This is a genomic window from Pseudomonas sp. WS 5411, from assembly GCF_012985595.1.
Lineage (GTDB): Bacteria > Pseudomonadota > Gammaproteobacteria > Pseudomonadales > Pseudomonadaceae > Aquipseudomonas > Aquipseudomonas shahriarae.
In genome coordinates this window covers 12,805-29,076 of record NZ_JAARMC010000006.1, presented here as the reverse complement: position 1 = coordinate 29,076, position 16,272 = coordinate 12,805, and the positions used below count along the sequence as shown (strand labels likewise).

Here is a 16,272-nt window from a genome sequence, read left to right as displayed (position 1 = left end):
CGCCTGCAACACCGTGAGGTAAGGGTCATGAGTCGCTTTGTTTCTGTTCTGGCATTGAGTGGGATTGCCGTGCTCGCGGGCTGTGTCGCCCCGACGCCAAAACCCAATGACCCGTACTACGCGCCGGTGTTGCCGCGCACGCCACTGCCAGCCGCTGCCAACAATGGCTCGATCTACCAGGCCGGTTTTGAGCAGAACCTGTACAGCGACCGCAAGGCGTTCCGTGTTGGCGACATCATCACCATCACCCTCAACGAGCGCACCACGGCGAGCAAGAACGCCAACTCTCAGGTGGCCAAGAACAGCAAGACCGGCATCGGCCTGACCTCGCTGTTTGGCGGTGGCTTGAACACCAACAACCCCCTGGGCAGTGGTGACTTGAGCCTGGACGTGGGCTACAGCGGCGACCGCGCCACCAACGGCAGCAGCAAGGCCGGGCAGGGCAACAGCCTGGTAGGTTCGATCACCGTGACCGTGGCCGACGTGCTGCCCAACGGCATCATTGCCGTGCGCGGCGAGAAGTGGATGACCCTCAACACCGGTGACGAACTGGTGCGCATCGCCGGCATGGTGCGCGCGGACGATATCGCCACCGACAACACCGTGCCGTCCACACGGATTGCCGATGCACGCATTACCTATTCGGGTACGGGTTCGTTTGCCGACGCCAGTCAGCCGGGTTGGTTCGACCGTTTCTTCCTTAGCCCGCTGTTCCCTTTCTAGGTGATCACTTTGAATCTCAAACAGCTGATGGCAGCGGTGTTGTTGCTCTCCCTGAGCGTTGCTGCCCAGGCCGAACGCCTGAAGGACATCGCCAGTATTTCCGGGGTGCGCAGCAACCAGTTGATCGGCTACGGCCTGGTGGTGGGGCTCAACGGCACGGGCGACCAGACTACCCAGACCCCGTTCACCCTGCAGACCTTCAACAACATGCTCTCGCAGTTCGGGATCAAGGTGCCGCCAGGTTCGGGCAACGTGCAGTTGAAGAACGTCGCGGCGGTGTCGATCAGTGCGGATCTGCCGGCGTTCTCCAAGCCGGGGCAGGTGGTGGACATCACCGTATCCTCTATCGGTAACTCGAAAAGCCTGCGTGGCGGCACCTTGCTGATGACGCCGCTCAAAGGTATCGACGGCAACGTCTACGCCATCGCCCAGGGCAACCTGGTGGTGGGCGGGTTTGATGCCGAAGGGCGTGACGGTTCGAAGATCACCGTCAACGTGCCATCGGCCGGGCGGATTCCTGGCGGCGCCACGGTGGAACGTACCGTGCCCAGCGGTTTCAACCAGGGCAACAGCCTGACCCTGAACCTCAACCGTTCGGACTTCACCACCGCCAAGCGTGTGGTCGACAAGATCAACGACATGCTCGGCCCAGGCGTGGCCCAGGCCATTGACGGCGGCTCGATCCGCGTGACTGCGCCGCTGGACCCAAGCCAGCGTGTGGACTACCTGTCGATCCTGGAAAACCTTGAGGTCGATCCGGGCCAGGCGGTGGCCAAGGTCATCATCAACTCGCGTACCGGCACTATCGTGATCGGCCAGAACGTCAAGGTGTCGCCAGCGGCCGTGACCCACGGCAGCCTGACCGTGACCATTACCGAAGACCCGATTGTCAGCCAGCCCGGGCCGTTGTCCGGTGGCCAGACCGCCGTGGTCCCACGCTCCCGGGTCAATGCCCAGCAAGAAGCCAAGCCGATGTTCAAGTTCGGTCCCGGCACCACCCTGGACGAGATTGTCCGTGCGGTGAACCAGGTGGGCGCGGCGCCCGGCGACTTGATGGCAATCCTCGAAGCCCTGAAACAGGCCGGCGCCTTGCAAGCCGACCTGATCGTGATTTGAGGCCATGGACATGCGCAAGAGCGGTATCGCCAGCACGGCAGACTCGGGGTCCTACTCCGACCTGAACCGGCTTAACCAGCTCAAGTTCGGCGACAAGAACAGCGACGGCAACATGCGCAAAGTGGCGCAGGAGTTCGAGTCGCTGTTTCTCAACGAGATGCTCAAATCCATGCGCTCGGCCACCGATGCCCTGGGCAAGGACAACCCGCTGAATACTCCGGCGGCCAAGCAGTATCAGGAAATGTACGACCAGCAACTGGCGGTCTCGCTGTCTCGCGAGGGCGGCGGTATAGGCCTGGCGGACGTTTTGCTGCGCCAGATGCAAAAGAACAAGCCGGTGGAAGGGCAGGCCTCGACCCTGCAGGGCCCGGACGCGGCAGAGAAGAAAGTCGACGTGCCGACCCCGATTGCCGCCGGCACCCAGGCGGATGGCCCGTTGGGTCGTTCCAATGGCCAGCGTGCGCTGTGGGCGGCGCGGGTCGAAGTGGCGCCGCGGGCCGATGAAGGCACCCTGCGCAATGACATGGCGCTGATGAATCAGCGCCGCATCGCCCTGCCGAGCAAGCTCACCGATCGCCTGCTGGCCGGTATCGTGCCGGGCGTCGAGGCGGCGGGCGCCGCCAAGGCTGCGCCACTGCGCAACAGTGCCGCCGAAGATGGCGTGATCAACGGTGCTGCGCGCACCTTTGCCGCCCGCGATTCGCGCATGCAGATTTACGGCCGCGCCGTGGCCCAGCCACCGCTGGCCCCGGCGAAAAAAGCCTTCAGTTCGCAAGACGAGTTTGTCGCCACCATGCTGCCCATGGCCAAGCAGGCGGCCGAGCGCATCGGCATCGACCCGCGCTACCTGGTGGCCCAGGCTGCCCTGGAAACCGGCTGGGGCAAATCGGTAATGCGCCAGCAAGACGGCAGCAGCAGCCACAACCTGTTTGGCATCAAGGCCGGGCAGAGCTGGCAGGGCGCCCAGGCGCGGGCGATCACTAGTGAGTTTCGCAATGGCGAGATGGTCAAGGAGACGGCGCAGTTCCGTTCCTACGACTCGTATCAGGACAGCTTTCACGACCTCGTGACTTTGTTGCAAAGCAATGAAAGATATAAAGAAGTCTTGAAGTCGGCCGATAACCCGGAACAGTTTGTACGCGAGTTGCAAAAAGCCGGGTATGCAACGGATCCGGCGTACGCCAGCAAGATTTCGCAGATCGCCAAAACCATGAACAGCTACCAAAACTACGCTGCCGCTGGCGCATCCACTCATTTATAAGGTTTGAACCATGGGTTTGCTCAATATCGGGATGTCAGGACTCAATGCGGCTCAGGGATCGCTTGCGACCTTGAGTAACAACATTGCCAACGCCAAGACCCCTGGATACTCGCGTCAGCAGACCATGCAGACCGCCAATGGCATGTCCGCGGCCGGTGGGGTGTTCGTCGGCACCGGCACTACGCTGTCGGATGTACGCCGGGTGTATAACCAGTTCCTCGATACCCAGTTGCAGACCACCACGTCGCTGAATTTTGATGCCAAGGCCTACCTGGACCAGATCGGTTCGGTGGACAAGCTGCTGTCCGACAAGTCCACCGGTGTCGGTGCGGCTTTGAACAGCTTCTTCGCCGCGTTGCAGACGTCTTCGGCCAACCCCAGTGACAACTCCGCGCGCCAGTTGGTCTTGACCATTGCCCAGACCTTGGGCAACCGTTTCAACTCGATTGCGACCGAACTGAACAAACAGAAAGAAGGCATCAACAGCCAGTTGGAGACCATTACCGGCCAGGTCAATCAGTTGACCTCCTCGATTGCCTCCCTCAACCAGCAGATCTTCCAGGCCAAAGGCCAGGGCAACGGCGAGCCGGCGAACCTGCTGGATGCACGCAACGAAGCGGTGCGTTCGCTCAACGAACTGGTAGGGGTCAAGGTCACTGAGTCGGACGGCCATTTCAATGTCTCCCTGGGTACCGGGCAGACCCTGGTCGCGGACGGTGTGTCGAACAAGCTGTCGGCGGTGCCGAGCAAGGACGACAAGAGCCAGTACTCGGTGGTGTTGACCACCAGCGGGCAACCCATGGACGTCAGCTCGGTGATCAGCGGTGGCTCCATCGGTGGCTTGCTGCGTTATCGCCAGGACGTGCTGATGCCGGCCATCAACGACCTGGGGCGTACCGCCATGGTGGTCGGCGAGGCCATCAATACCCAGCTGGGGCAGGGCCTGGACGCCAACGGGCAGTTCGGCGCCGCGCTGTTCAATGACATCAACAGCGTATTTGCCATTGGCCAGCGCAGTGTTGGCGGCTCGAATAACAGTGCCGGCTCCGGCAACCTGAACGTCACGATCAAAGACACCAGCAAACTGAGCACCTTTGACTACAAGGTGACCTTCAGTGACGACAAGAATTACACCGTGCTGCGTTCGGACGGTAAGTCCATGGGCACCTTCGACATCACCCAAACGCCACCGGAAATCGACGGCTTCACCCTGGCCCTGGATGGCAAGGGCCCGGTGGCTGCTGGCGATACGTTCAAGGTCAGCCCGACCGCCGGTGGCGCGATGGACCTCAAGGTGGTGATGACCGATCCCAACAAGCTGGCGTTTTCTGCGCCGCTGTTGGCCGAGGGCAACAAGAACAACAGTGGTACTGGCGTGTTCGAACCGCCGACGCTGAGCTTGCCCCTGGATATCCATGGCGGTGCCGGCACCGCACAGCTGGAAGCGGCGATCAAGGGCGCGATGCCGGTCAAGATGACGTTTGGCGAGCGTGCCGCCGATGGCACCCAGAGCTATGTGATCAATAACGCCCAAGGCCAGCCCATTGGCACCGGCACCATCGTGCCGGGCCAGGACAACAAGCTGACGATCAACGTGCCGTACGTAGACGGTAATGGCGACCCACAGACATTCGGGGTCGACACGGTCATCCGTGGTGAGCCAAAGCCGAACGATAGCTACACCGTGTCGTTCAACAGTGGCGGCAAACTGGACAACCGCAATGCCTTGCAACTGCTCGACCTGCAAACCCGCAAGACCGTGGGCGCCACCGATGGCAATGCCGGCGTGAGCATGAGCACCGCGTACAGCCAGTTGGTCTCGTCCGTGGGCGGCAAGGCCAGCCAGGCCAACGTCGATAACAATGCGACCGGGGCCATGCTCGCGGCCGCCACGTCCAATCGCAGCTCCGTGTCCCAGGTCAACCTGGACGAGGAGGCCGGCGATATGATCCGTTTCCAGCAGTACTACACCGCGTCGTCGCAGATCATTAAAGCTGCGCAAGAAACCTTCAGCACGCTGATCAACAGTCTTTAAGGGAGTTTGAGACGATGCGAATCTCGACCGAACAGTATTTCAATACCACGACTGCGCGTTATACCAACAACTTCTCCAACGTCACCAAGACCCAGCAGCAGATCGACTCCGGCGTGCGCATCCAGACGGCGGCAGATGATCCGGTGGGCGCGGCGCGTTTGCTGCTGCTGCAGCAGCAGCAGGATATGTTGGGGCAGTACGCGGGCAATATCAGCAGCATGAAGAACTCGCTTAACAGCGAGGAAAGCGTGCTTGAGGGTATCAACACGGCCCTTCAACGTGCCGGCGAACTAGCTCTGCAGGTTGGTGGCAAGGGCGGCGGCGGCATTAGCGATGCGGAGCGAAAGGCGGTAGCCGCTGAAATTGGTGAAATCGAGAAGCAGGTCCTGAGTCTGCTCAACAGCAAGGACTCGTCCGGCCACTACCTGTTTGCCGGCGGTAAGAGCGACACGCCTCCCTACGCTCGTAACAGTGACGGCACCTACAGCTACCAGGGTGATGAAACACCCCTGAGCCTGAAGGTTTCGGACACCTTGTCAATGGTGGTCAATGACACCGGTAAATCGATTCTTGAAAGTACGGTCAATGCCGGCCGTACTCAGGCGACAGCCACCGTCAACGATGGCAAGGTGCTGGTCTCGGGCGGTATCGTGACGTCGCCGTCTACATATGACAGCAGCTTCACTGGCGGCCAGCCGTACAAGCTGACCTTTATCAGCAGCACCGAGTACACCGTATCTGATGCGGCGGGTAACGACATCACCTCGCAAACCCCGGGTAATGGCAAGTTCGACGCGACCAAGGAAGGAAGTGCGTCGGTCACTGTGCATGGTGTGACCTTTGATATCAGCCAGAAACTAGGGGATACGAAGCCCGGCGTCGAAGCTGATGCGGTGTACAAGGACCGGGAATTTACCCTGCAAAGCAAACCGGACAGCTTCAGTATCTCGCGTACACCGAGCAATACGTCCTCTGCGCAACTGGCGGGAGGTACTATCACCAGCCAGGCCGACTACGGTAGCACCTTCCCGAACAAGGGCGCGGTGATCAAATTTACCTCGACCACCGCGTACGAGGTGTATGCCCGACCGATCACGACCGACAGCAAGCCGGTCTCCAGTGGTACTGTGGTGGCTGGCACGCCAGCACAGCCGGGGCCGCCACCTGTGCCCGCGACGCCAGACAGCATCACGGCAGCAGGGGTGAAGTTCGACCTCTCCGGTACGCCAAGTACTGGTGACCAGTTCGCTGTGGGGTCCAATACCCACAAGACGCAAAATGCGCTGGATACCCTAAGCCAGCTGCGCCAGGCCCTCGAAACGCCTTCCGATGGCGACCCGATTGCTCAGGCCATGGTGACTGACGTGGTCAACTCGGCTATCACCAATATCAAGACCTCCATGGCTCAAGTTGACAGTGTGCGGGGTTCCATTGGTGCTCGATTGAACTCGCTGGCGATTCAGGAGACTGAGAACACCAGCATGGTGTTGGCCAACAAATCGACGACCGCGGCCATTGGTGACACCGACATGGCTACGGCCTCCGTCGATCTGGCGTTCCAGAAGGCAATGCTGGAGGCTTCGCAGTTGGCCTTTGTGAAAATCTCTCAATTAAGCCTGTTCAGCAAGATGTAATTGTCCCGAAAATCCCCGACGGCCCACCCTGGAAACAGGGTGGGCCGTTGTCGTTTCTGGCGCAGGCTTTTAAACAAAGCGCACAAAAATGAGTGACCTATGAGTCATAAAGCGCATCTTCACTGTATCGTGTGAAAAGGCCAAGCCATCTTTCAGGCCCAGGTCAAGGCGACTTCGATGGTTTTTTGCGGGGTTATCCCCTTTATTGTCAGCGCCCCTGAAGGATTTTCAGGGGTGTTCTCCAGCTATTTTGTATTGGGAAGCCACAATGATTGGCATAAAAAGCATCGCCAGCTACGTGCCGGCAGAAGGGCTGGACAACTACGCCCAGGGTGCCAAATTCGCCAAGGATGAAGAGTTCATCATTGGCAAGATCGGCTCGGCATTCCTGCCGCGCAAGGATGTTGCACAGGAAACCTCGGATTTGTGCGTCGAGGCGGTCAATGCCTTGTTTGCCAACAACCCCGAGCTCAAGCGTGAGTCGATTGACGCGCTGATCGTTGTGACCCAGAACGGCGACGAAGAAGGGCTGCCGCACACCGCCGCCATCGTCCAGGATAAGCTGGGCCTGCCGACCCACGTCGCGGCTTTCGATATTTCCCTGGGCTGTTCCGGGTATGTCTACGGCATCTACGCGATGAAAGGTTTCATGGAAGCCGCCGGCCTGAAAAACGGCCTGCTGGTGACCGCCGACCCGTACTCGAAGATCGTCGATCCGGAAGACCGCAACACCACCATGCTGTTCGGCGACGCCGCCACCGCCACCTGGATGGGCGAAGACGCCCCCTGGCAGTTGGGCAAGGCCAAGTTCGGCACCGACGGCTCCGGCGCACCGCACTTGAAGGTCAGCGATGGCGTGTTCTTCATGAACGGCCGCCAGGTTTTCAACTTTGCCCTGCTGAAGGTGCCAGCGCACCTGCACGAGTTGCTCAAAGAGTCGGACCTTGTGGCTGATGATATTGACGCGTTCTGCATCCACCAGGGCAGCGCGGCAATTGTCGACGCCGTGGCGCGGCGTTTTGAAGATGCACCGGTGGAGAAATTCATCAAGGATATGGTCGAGACCGGCAACACCGTGTCGTCGAGCATTCCGCTGCTGCTGGAAAAGCACGTGATGGACGCAGAGTGGAAGCGAGTGGCCCTGAGTGGGTTTGGTGTTGGTCTGTCCTGGGGCTCGGCGATTATCTATCGGCTGTAATATAGAGTTTTGCTTGGTTTTTCAAACGCCCAAGGTCAATGGCCTTGGGCGTTTTCATTATTCTGTAGGAAATTTCTCAAGAAATTATCAGGCGTGACGATAAGTATGACGAAGGTTTTCTAGGTCGACCCAGGCGCTCGCCCCGGCCGGAAGCCCTAGCACCCAATCCACGAGGGACTCGTCATGGCTTTATCCGTAAACACCAACATCACGTCCTTGGGCGTTCAGAAGAACCTGAACAAGGCTTCCGACGCACTGAGCACCTCGATGAGCCGCTTGTCTTCCGGCCTGAAAATCAACAGCGCCAAAGACGATGCTGCCGGCATGCAGATCGCTAACCGTTTGACCAGTCAGGTCAAGGGTTTGACTGTTGCAGTGGCCAACGCCAACAACGGCGTGTCGATTGCCCAGACTGCTGAAGGCGCGATGCAAGAATCGACCAACATTCTGCAGCGTATGCGTGAACTGGCCCTGCAGTCGGCGAACGGTTCGAACAGCGATGACGACCGTACGTCCCTGCAGCAGGAATTCACAGCGTTGACTGGTGAGTTGACCCGTATTTCCCAAACCACCAACTTCGGTGGCCGCAAGCTTCTGGACGGTTCGTTCGACAACGTAGGCTTCCAGATCGGCGCCAACGCCAATGAAACCATCTCGTTCGGTATGACTGATATCAGTGCTACAGGCTTGAAAGGTTCCTACGGCGAAGCCAAAGCCGCTGGTGTTGCGACCGACCTGTCGGCCAAAGTGACCGGTGGTGAAGGTAGCTTCGCCAGTGGCTTCGCTACCTCCACCGCTTACACCACCACTACTGCTGCTCGTGTTCTGACGGTCAATGGTACCGCGATTAACATTGGTACTGGTGTTGACCGTGCTGCTGCTATTGGTCTGATCAATGGTCAGACCGGTACTACCGGTGTCAAGGCTGAAGCCGATGGCGCTGGCAACATCAAAATGACCTCCACCACAGCGTTTGCGATTCAGGGTGACAACGCAGAAGTAGCGCCGACCACGGCTACTAACGCAGCAGCGTTCACTGGCCTGTCTCAAGCAGCTGAAATCAATATCAACGGTACCACTGTGACCATCGCTGCCGGACAGACGTTGGCTCAGGCGATTACTACCATCAATACTCCAGCCACCGTAACAGCTACAGGTGTAACTGCTTCCCAGCAGGATGGTCGTTTGGTTCTGACTTCCACCGATGGCAAGGCGATTAAGCTTGACAACGGTGCTGGCGCTGCCAATGGCCCAGGTGCCCTGGCTCGCTTGGGTCTGCAGTCGGGCACCACTCAGGCCAAACTGACCGCCGATACTTCAGTCGTCCTCAACGGCGTTGAAGTGAAGTTCAAAAAGGGCGATACCGCAGACGCGATCGTTTCTTCGATCAACAGCGCAAGTACCGGTGTGACGGCTAGCAAGAATGCTGACAACACTCTGGCACTGTTCTCCAACAAAACCTTCAGCGTGGCCAACGGCAGTGCTGGTACCGGCCTGGCTCAACTGGGTCTATCGGCGGGTACTTCGACGGCGGTCACTGTGGAAACTACCGTTTCTAACCTGAGCATCCAGGATGCCGCTTCGTCGCAGCGTTCGGTTCAGGCGCTGAACGATGCGATCCAGCAGATTGACAGCCAGCGTTCCCAGTTGGGTGCGGTGCAAAACCGTTTCACCAGCACTGTTGCCAACTTGCAAAGCATTTCGGAAAACTCCACCGCCGCCCGTAGCCGTGTGCAGGACGCCGATTTTGCTTCGGAAACCGCCGAACTGACCAAGCAGCAAACCCTCCAACAGGCTTCGACTGCCATCCTTTCGCAGGCTAACCAGTTGCCATCTTCGGTACTAAAACTGCTTCAGTAATTGCTTAAGGCTGGTCAAAGACGGAAGGGCGCCTGGTGCGCCCTTCCGTCTTTTTGGGGCTTGATCTCCGTAGATTCTGCAGGCGTCATGAATATTCCTACAAATAAATCAGAAAGATCTCAAGAAGCCGGCATGGCTGACGATAACCACTATGAAGGTTTTCAAACCATGCCAGGCGGTTGCCCGGCCGGAAGCCGCAACACCCCATTTACGAGGATTTCGTCATGGCTTTATCCGTAAACACCAACATCACGTCCTTGGGCGTTCAGAAGAACCTGAACAAGGCTTCCGACGCACTGAGCACCTCGATGAGCCGCTTGTCTTCCGGCCTGAAAATCAACAGCGCCAAAGACGATGCTGCCGGCATGCAGATCGCTAACCGTTTGACCAGTCAGGTCAAGGGTTTGACTGTTGCAGTGGCCAACGCCAACAACGGCGTGTCGATTGCCCAGACTGCTGAAGGCGCGATGCAAGAATCGACCAACATTCTGCAGCGTATGCGTGAACTGGCCCTGCAGTCGGCGAACGGTTCGAACAGCGATGACGACCGTACGTCCCTGCAGCAGGAATTCACAGCGTTGACTGGTGAGTTGACCCGTATTTCCCAAACCACCAACTTCGGTGGCCGCAAGCTTCTGGACGGTTCGTTCGACAACGTAGGCTTCCAGATCGGCGCCAACGCCAATGAAACTATCTCGTTCGGTATGACTGATATCAGTGCTACAGGCTTGAAAGGTTCCTACGGCGAAGCCAAGGCTGCTGGTGCGGCGACTGACCTGGCTGCGACTGCGGTAGGCGGCGAAGCCGAGATCGGCCAGTTCTCTACAGTCAACGCTTTCACTCCGACCGACGGTACCTTGACGCTCAACGGTACTTCGATCGCGCTGCTGGCTGCCGATACCCTTGCGCAGTCGATTACTAAAATCAACGACCAAAGTGCTGTTACTGGCGTCAAGGCTCAAGCTGTTGGCGCGACGCTGCAGTTGACGTCGGCTTCTAGCTTTACTGCAGCCGGTTCTGCTGCGGGCATTCTTCCTGCAGCGGCAGTTGTTGCCAAAACAACGACCACCAACAGTGCCGCGCAAATCAGCATCAATGGCACTGAAATCACCATTGCAGCGGGTCGTACACTGGCTCAGGTTGCTGCTGACATTAATGGCACTGCTGGTGCAAACACCACTCTGACCGGTGTTACCGCGACAGCTGCCGACGGTCGTCTGACCCTGACTTCGGCTGACGGTAAAGCTATCAAGCTGGATAACGGTTCTAATACCACCGACGGTCCAGGGGCTCTGGCCAAGCTGGGTCTGCAAGCAGGTACGTCCCAGGCCAAGCTGACTACCGATACTTCGGTGGTTCTGAATGGTGTGGAGGTGAAGTTTAAGAAGGGTGATACTGCTGACGCGATCGTTTCCGCGATCAACAGTGCAAGCACCGGCGTAACGGCCAGCAAAAATGCTGACAATACTCTGGCGCTGTTCTCCAACAAGACCTTCACGGTTGCCAACGGTAGCGCTGGCACTGGTCTGGCTCAACTGGGTCTGACAGCTGCCACGTCGACAGCAGTTACCGTGGAAACTACCGTTTCTAACCTGAGCATCCAGGACGCGGCGTCTTCCCAGCGTTCGGTTCAGGCGCTGAATGATGCGATCCAGCAGATCGACAGTCAGCGTTCTCAGTTGGGTGCGGTGCAAAACCGTTTCACCAGCACCGTTGCCAACCTGCAAAGCATTTCGGAAAACTCCACTGCCGCCCGTAGTCGTGTGCAGGACGCCGACTTTGCTTCGGAAACTGCCGAGTTGACCAAGCAGCAAACCCTGCAACAGGCTTCGACTGCCATCCTGTCGCAAGCTAACCAACTGCCGTCGTCGGTACTGAAACTGCTTCAGTAATCGCTTAAGGCTGGTTAAAGACGGAAGGGTGTCTAGTGGCCCTTCCGTTTTTTTTTGCTTGATTACCGTAGCTTCTGTAGATCGCTGAATACTCCTACAAATAAATCAGAAAGCTCTCAAGAAGCCAGCATGGCTGACGATAACCACTGTGAAGGTTTTCAAACCATGCTAGGCGGTTGCCCGGCCGGAAGCCGCAGTACCCCATTTACGAGGATTTCGTCATGGCTTTATCCGTAAACACCAACATCACGTCCTTGGGCGTTCAGAAGAACCTGAACAAGGCTTCCGACGCGCTGAGCACCTCGATGAGCCGCTTGTCTTCCGGCTTGAAAATCAACAGCGCCAAAGACGATGCTGCCGGCATGCAGATCGCTAACCGCCTGACCAGCCAGGTCAAGGGCCTGACTGTCGCTGTGGCTAACGCCAACAACGGCGTTTCGATTGCCCAGACCGCTGAAGGCGCAATGCAAGAGTCGACCAACATTCTGCAGCGTATGCGTGAACTGGCACTGCAATCGGCGAACGGTTCGAACAGTGATGACGACCGTACGTCTTTGCAGCAGGAATTCACGGCGCTGACCGGTGAATTGACCCGTATTTCCCAGACTACCAACTTCGGCGGCCGTAAACTTCTGGACGGTTCGTTCGACAACGTAGGCTTCCAGATCGGCGCTAACGCCAATGAAACCATCTCGTTCGGTATGACTGATATCAGTGCTACAGGCCTGAAAGGCTCCTACGGCGAAGCCAAGGCTGCTGGTGCGGTGACTGATCTGTCTGCCAAAGTTACGGGGGCCGAAGGCCAATTTGCGGGCTTTGGTACCACCAACGCTTTCACTACCACCACAGCCGCTCGAGTTTTGACTGTCAACGGTACTGACATTGCAATGGGTACGGGCACTACCCTGGCTCAGGCGGTTGATCTGGTTAACCAGCAGTCGAGCAAAACCGGCGTGACCGCAGTAGTTGATGGTGCCCAGTTGAAAATGACTTCGGCAACCGCCTTTAGTGTCCAGGGCAGCAATACCGAAGTTGGTCCGGCGGTGGCTACCCCTGCTGCTGCGTTCACTGGCCTGGTCAGTGGCGCTGAAATCAACATTAATGGCACTGCAGTGACTATCGCTGCTGGCCAGACCCTGACCCAGGCGATCGGTACCATTAATGCCACTGCTACAGTAGCCGCTACTGGTGTGACTGCTTCCCAGCAGGACGGCCGTTTGGTTCTGACTTCTGCTGACGGTAAAGCTATCAAGCTGGATAACGGTACTAACGCTACTACCGGTCCAGGCGCACTGTCCAAGTTGGGCCTGCAATCGGGTGCTACCCAAGCCAAGCTGACCGCCGATACTTCGGTGGTCCTGAACGGAGTAGAAGTGAAGTTCAAGAAAGGTGACACTGCTGACGCGATAGTTTCCTCGATCAACAGTGCAAGTACCGGCGTAACGGCCAGCAAAAATGCTGACAATACCCTGGCGCTCTTCTCCAACAAGACCTTCACCGTTGCCAACGGCAGTGCTGGCACTGGTCTGGCTCAACTGGGTCTGACAGCTGCCACATCGACGGCAGTTACTGTGGAAACTACCGTTTCCAACCTGAGCATCCAGGATGCCGCTTCGTCGCAGCGTTCTGTTCAGGCACTGAACGATGCGATCCAGCAGATCGACAGCCAGCGTTCCCAGTTGGGTGCAGTGCAAAACCGTTTCACCAGCACCGTTGCCAACCTGCAAAGCATTTCGGAAAACTCCACTGCCGCCCGTAGCCGTGTGCAGGACGCCGATTTTGCTTCGGAAACTGCCGAACTGACCAAGCAGCAAACCCTGCAACAGGCTTCCACTGCCATCTTGTCGCAGGCTAACCAACTGCCATCGTCGGTACTGAAACTGCTTCAGTAATCGCTTAAGGTTGGTTAAAGACGGAAGGGTGCCTATGGCGCCCTTTTTTTTGTCTGGAATCAAGCTGGAAACACTCTCCTTCAGCAAGATTCAGTGCTATTTGCAAGTGGAAAAAGCGTCGAATCGCAAAAAAATCTAAAGAAGCTGGCGATGTCGACGATAACTCTTGTGTAAGGTTTTCACTATCAAGCCAGGCGGTTGCCCGGTCGGAAGCCGCTAATACCATTTACGAGGACTTTGTCATGGCTTTATCTGTTAATACCAACATCACTTCTCTGGGCGTTCAGAAGAATCTGAACAAGGCTTCCGACGCGTTGAGCACCTCGATGAGCCGCCTTTCTTCAGGCTTGAAAATCAACAGCGCCAAAGACGATGCTGCCGGCATGCAGATCGCCAACCGTCTGACCAGCCAGGTCAAGGGTTTGACCGTTGCAGTGGCCAACGCCAACAACGGCGTATCGATTGCCCAGACTGCTGAAGGTGCGATGCAAGAATCGACCAACATTCTGCAGCGTATGCGTGAACTGGCCCTGCAATCGGCGAACGGTTCTAACAGCGATGACGACCGCACGTCCCTGCAGCAGGAGTTCACAGCGTTGACTGGTGAGTTGACCCGTATTTCCCAAACCACCAACTTCGGTGGCCGTAAGCTTTTGGACGGCTCGTTCGACAACGTAGGCTTCCAGATCGGCGCCAACGCCAATGAAACTATCTCGTTCGGTATGACTGATATCAGTGCTACAGGCCTGAAAGGTTCTTTCGGCGAAGCCAAGGCTGCAGGTGCGGCGACTGACCTGTCTGCTTCGGTGGTTGGAAGCTCATCGCTGCCGTTTGCGGCGCAAGGTGCTGCGGCATACACCACGGCAACAGCCAATAACACCCTGAAACTCAATGACACTACTATTGATCTGGCGACGGGCACTACTGCCGGTCAGGCCGTGGCGCTGATCAATGCCAAAACGTCCTCCACCGGCGTCACCGCCTCGCTGAGTGCGACGAATGAGTTGGTGCTTCAGTCCGATAGTGCCTTCACTGCCACAAGTAACAGTGCAGAAGCGGGCTTTGGAACTGCGACCGCAGCTGCGCGCACGCTAGTTGGTGATACCGACATCAGCGTCAATGGTACGCTGGTCAATCTCACGAATGGCATGGACCTGGCTGCTGTCGCTGGTGCCATTGAGGCCGAAAAAGCCACTACTGGTGTGGGTGCTAGCGTTGCAAACGGTCGTCTGTTGTTGACCTCTGAAGATGGCAAGGCTATCAAGTTGGATAACGGTGGCACTGCCAACGGCCCGGGCGCTTTGGCCAAAATTGGTCTGCAAGCAGGTACGTCCCAAGCTAAGCTGACCGCCGACACTTCGGTGGTCCTGAACGGAGTAGAAGTGAAGTTCAAGAAGGGTGACACTGCTGACGCGATAGTTTCCTCGATCAACAGTGCAAGTACCGGCGTAACGGCCAGCAAAAATGCTGACAATACCCTGGCGCTCTTCTCCAACAAGACCTTCACCGTTGCCAACGGCAGTGCTGGCACTGGTCTGGCTCAACTGGGTCTGACAGCTGCCACATCGACGGCAGTTACTGTGGAAACTACCGTTTCCAACCTGAGCATCCAGGATGCCGCTTCGTCGCAGCGTTCTGTTCAGGCACTGAACGATGCGATCCAGCAGATCGACAGCCAGCGTTCCCAGTTGGGTGCAGTGCAAAACCGTTTCACCAGCACCGTTGCCAACCTGCAAAGCATTTCGGAAAACTCCACTGCCGCCCGTAGCCGTGTGCAGGACGCCGATTTTGCTTCGGAAACTGCCGAACTGACCAAGCAGCAAACCCTGCAACAGGCTTCCACTGCCATCTTGTCGCAGGCTAACCAACTGCCATCGTCGGTACTGAAACTGCTTCAGTAATCGCTTAAGGTTGGTTAAAGACGGAAGGGTGCCCAGTGCGCCCTTCCGTTTTTTCTGGCTCCGTTTGCGGGCGATGTCGATATGATTGAAAACACGGCCTACAGTCGTGTTTAGGAAAATAATCCGCAAAAAATTCTCAAGCTAGACGTTTTTGGGTCGATACACCTTACGAGGCTTTATAAATCACCTCAGGCAGTTGCTAGGTCGACAGGACAATTTTGCAAAACGGTCTGCCCTAAAGTCAAAGCTTGAGTAGGGTGGTACGGCAATTGGCTGGGGCACACTGTGGCGTAGCCTTCTATTTTTTCACTTGAATAATTAGGTGGCACAGATGGATATGAGCGTGAAGCTGAACTTATCCTACACGACGGCTGCAGCGGCCCAAGTCGTGAAGACGCCCGAGATCGTCAATCAGCCTAAAGTCGAGGTGACGGCCCAAGCCGCCCGCGAGCCCAGGCGGGACGATTTGGAGAAAGCGGTGACAGATATTCGAGAGTTCGTACAGGCAGCACGGCGGGAGCTGGATTTTTCCATCGATGACTCTACAGGGAAGGTGGTGGTCAAAGTCATTGCTACCGACAGTGGGGAGGTAATTCGACAAATTCCCTCGGAAACCGCATTGAAACTGGCACAGAGTTTGACCGATGCCAGCAGCCTGCTGTTTGATATGAAAGCCTGAATTGGCATGAAAATTCTTTGTGTCTGCGCTTGAAGGGGCTTTTGTCAAGAAAGCAGCAGCCACCGGTTAAGGAGCAAAAAG

General features: G+C 57.3%; 11 protein-coding genes. All 11 read left to right on the top strand.

The genetic code is table 11. The features are described from left to right. The first annotated feature begins 27 nt into the window (after positions 1-27). The gene (flgH, locus tag HBR93_RS11655) at positions 28-723 is read left to right on the top strand and encodes a flagellar basal body L-ring protein FlgH (protein WP_032859002.1); all 696 of its coding nucleotides are present in this window, start codon (positions 28-30) and stop codon (positions 721-723) included. 27 nt (positions 724-750) lie between these two features. Continuing rightward, the gene (locus HBR93_RS11650) at positions 751-1,839 is read left to right on the top strand and encodes a flagellar basal body P-ring protein FlgI (protein ID WP_081044199.1); all 1,089 of its coding nucleotides are present in this window, start codon (positions 751-753) and stop codon (positions 1,837-1,839) included. Between the two features lie 4 nt (positions 1,840-1,843). After that, the gene (gene flgJ, locus HBR93_RS11645; RefSeq protein ID WP_169960370.1) at positions 1,844-3,100 is read left to right on the top strand and encodes a flagellar assembly peptidoglycan hydrolase FlgJ; all 1,257 of its coding nucleotides are present in this window, start codon (positions 1,844-1,846) and stop codon (positions 3,098-3,100) included. 10 nt (positions 3,101-3,110) lie between these two features. After that, positions 3,111-5,135 carry a flagellar hook-associated protein FlgK gene (flgK, locus tag HBR93_RS11640; RefSeq protein WP_057438793.1) on the top strand — a complete coding sequence of 675 codons (2,025 nt, stop codon included), beginning with the start codon at positions 3,111-3,113 and terminating at the stop codon, positions 5,133-5,135. A 14-nt stretch (positions 5,136-5,149) separates the two neighbouring features. Continuing rightward, the gene (locus tag HBR93_RS11635; protein WP_169960369.1) at positions 5,150-6,769 is read left to right on the top strand and encodes a flagellar hook-associated protein 3; all 1,620 of its coding nucleotides are present in this window, start codon (positions 5,150-5,152) and stop codon (positions 6,767-6,769) included. Between the two features lie 268 nt (positions 6,770-7,037). After that, a complete protein-coding gene (locus tag HBR93_RS11630) occupies positions 7,038-7,967 on the top strand; it encodes a ketoacyl-ACP synthase III (RefSeq protein ID WP_057958874.1) in 930 nt (309 codons plus the stop codon). Positions 7,968-8,150: 183 nt separating this feature from the next. Beyond that, a complete protein-coding gene (locus HBR93_RS11625) occupies positions 8,151-9,827 on the top strand; it encodes a flagellin (protein WP_169960368.1) in 1,677 nt (558 codons plus the stop codon). A gap of 224 nt (positions 9,828-10,051) precedes the next feature. Then, on the top strand, positions 10,052-11,719 hold the full coding sequence (locus HBR93_RS11620) for a flagellin (RefSeq protein ID WP_169960367.1): 1,668 nt from the start codon (positions 10,052-10,054) through the stop codon (positions 11,717-11,719). A gap of 221 nt (positions 11,720-11,940) precedes the next feature. Continuing rightward, on the top strand, positions 11,941-13,611 hold the full coding sequence (locus HBR93_RS11615) for a flagellin (RefSeq protein WP_169960366.1): 1,671 nt from the start codon (positions 11,941-11,943) through the stop codon (positions 13,609-13,611). Between the two features lie 242 nt (positions 13,612-13,853). Beyond that, complete coding sequence (locus tag HBR93_RS11610; protein WP_057960250.1) at positions 13,854-15,512, top strand: flagellin; 1,659 nt, start codon at positions 13,854-13,856, stop codon at positions 15,510-15,512. Between the two features lie 331 nt (positions 15,513-15,843). Next, positions 15,844-16,191, top strand: coding sequence for a flagellar protein FlaG (locus HBR93_RS11605; RefSeq protein WP_057960249.1), 348 nt, complete (start codon positions 15,844-15,846; stop codon positions 16,189-16,191). The last annotated feature ends 81 nt before the right edge of the window (positions 16,192-16,272 follow it).

Coding starts and splice junctions, on each gene's coding strand:
- flgH (WP_032859002.1), top strand. CDS start 28: ATGAGTCGCTTTGTTTCTGTTCTGGCATTGAGTGGGATTGCCGTGCTC.
- HBR93_RS11650 (WP_081044199.1), top strand. CDS start 751: ATGGCAGCGGTGTTGTTGCTCTCCCTGAGCGTTGCTGCCCAGGCCGAA.
- flgJ (WP_169960370.1), top strand. CDS start 1,844: ATGGACATGCGCAAGAGCGGTATCGCCAGCACGGCAGACTCGGGGTCC.
- flgK (WP_057438793.1), top strand. CDS start 3,111: ATGGGTTTGCTCAATATCGGGATGTCAGGACTCAATGCGGCTCAGGGA.
- HBR93_RS11635 (WP_169960369.1), top strand. CDS start 5,150: ATGCGAATCTCGACCGAACAGTATTTCAATACCACGACTGCGCGTTAT.
- HBR93_RS11630 (WP_057958874.1), top strand. CDS start 7,038: ATGATTGGCATAAAAAGCATCGCCAGCTACGTGCCGGCAGAAGGGCTG.
- HBR93_RS11625 (WP_169960368.1), top strand. CDS start 8,151: ATGGCTTTATCCGTAAACACCAACATCACGTCCTTGGGCGTTCAGAAG.
- HBR93_RS11620 (WP_169960367.1), top strand. CDS start 10,052: ATGGCTTTATCCGTAAACACCAACATCACGTCCTTGGGCGTTCAGAAG.
- HBR93_RS11615 (WP_169960366.1), top strand. CDS start 11,941: ATGGCTTTATCCGTAAACACCAACATCACGTCCTTGGGCGTTCAGAAG.
- HBR93_RS11610 (WP_057960250.1), top strand. CDS start 13,854: ATGGCTTTATCTGTTAATACCAACATCACTTCTCTGGGCGTTCAGAAG.
- HBR93_RS11605 (WP_057960249.1), top strand. CDS start 15,844: ATGGATATGAGCGTGAAGCTGAACTTATCCTACACGACGGCTGCAGCG.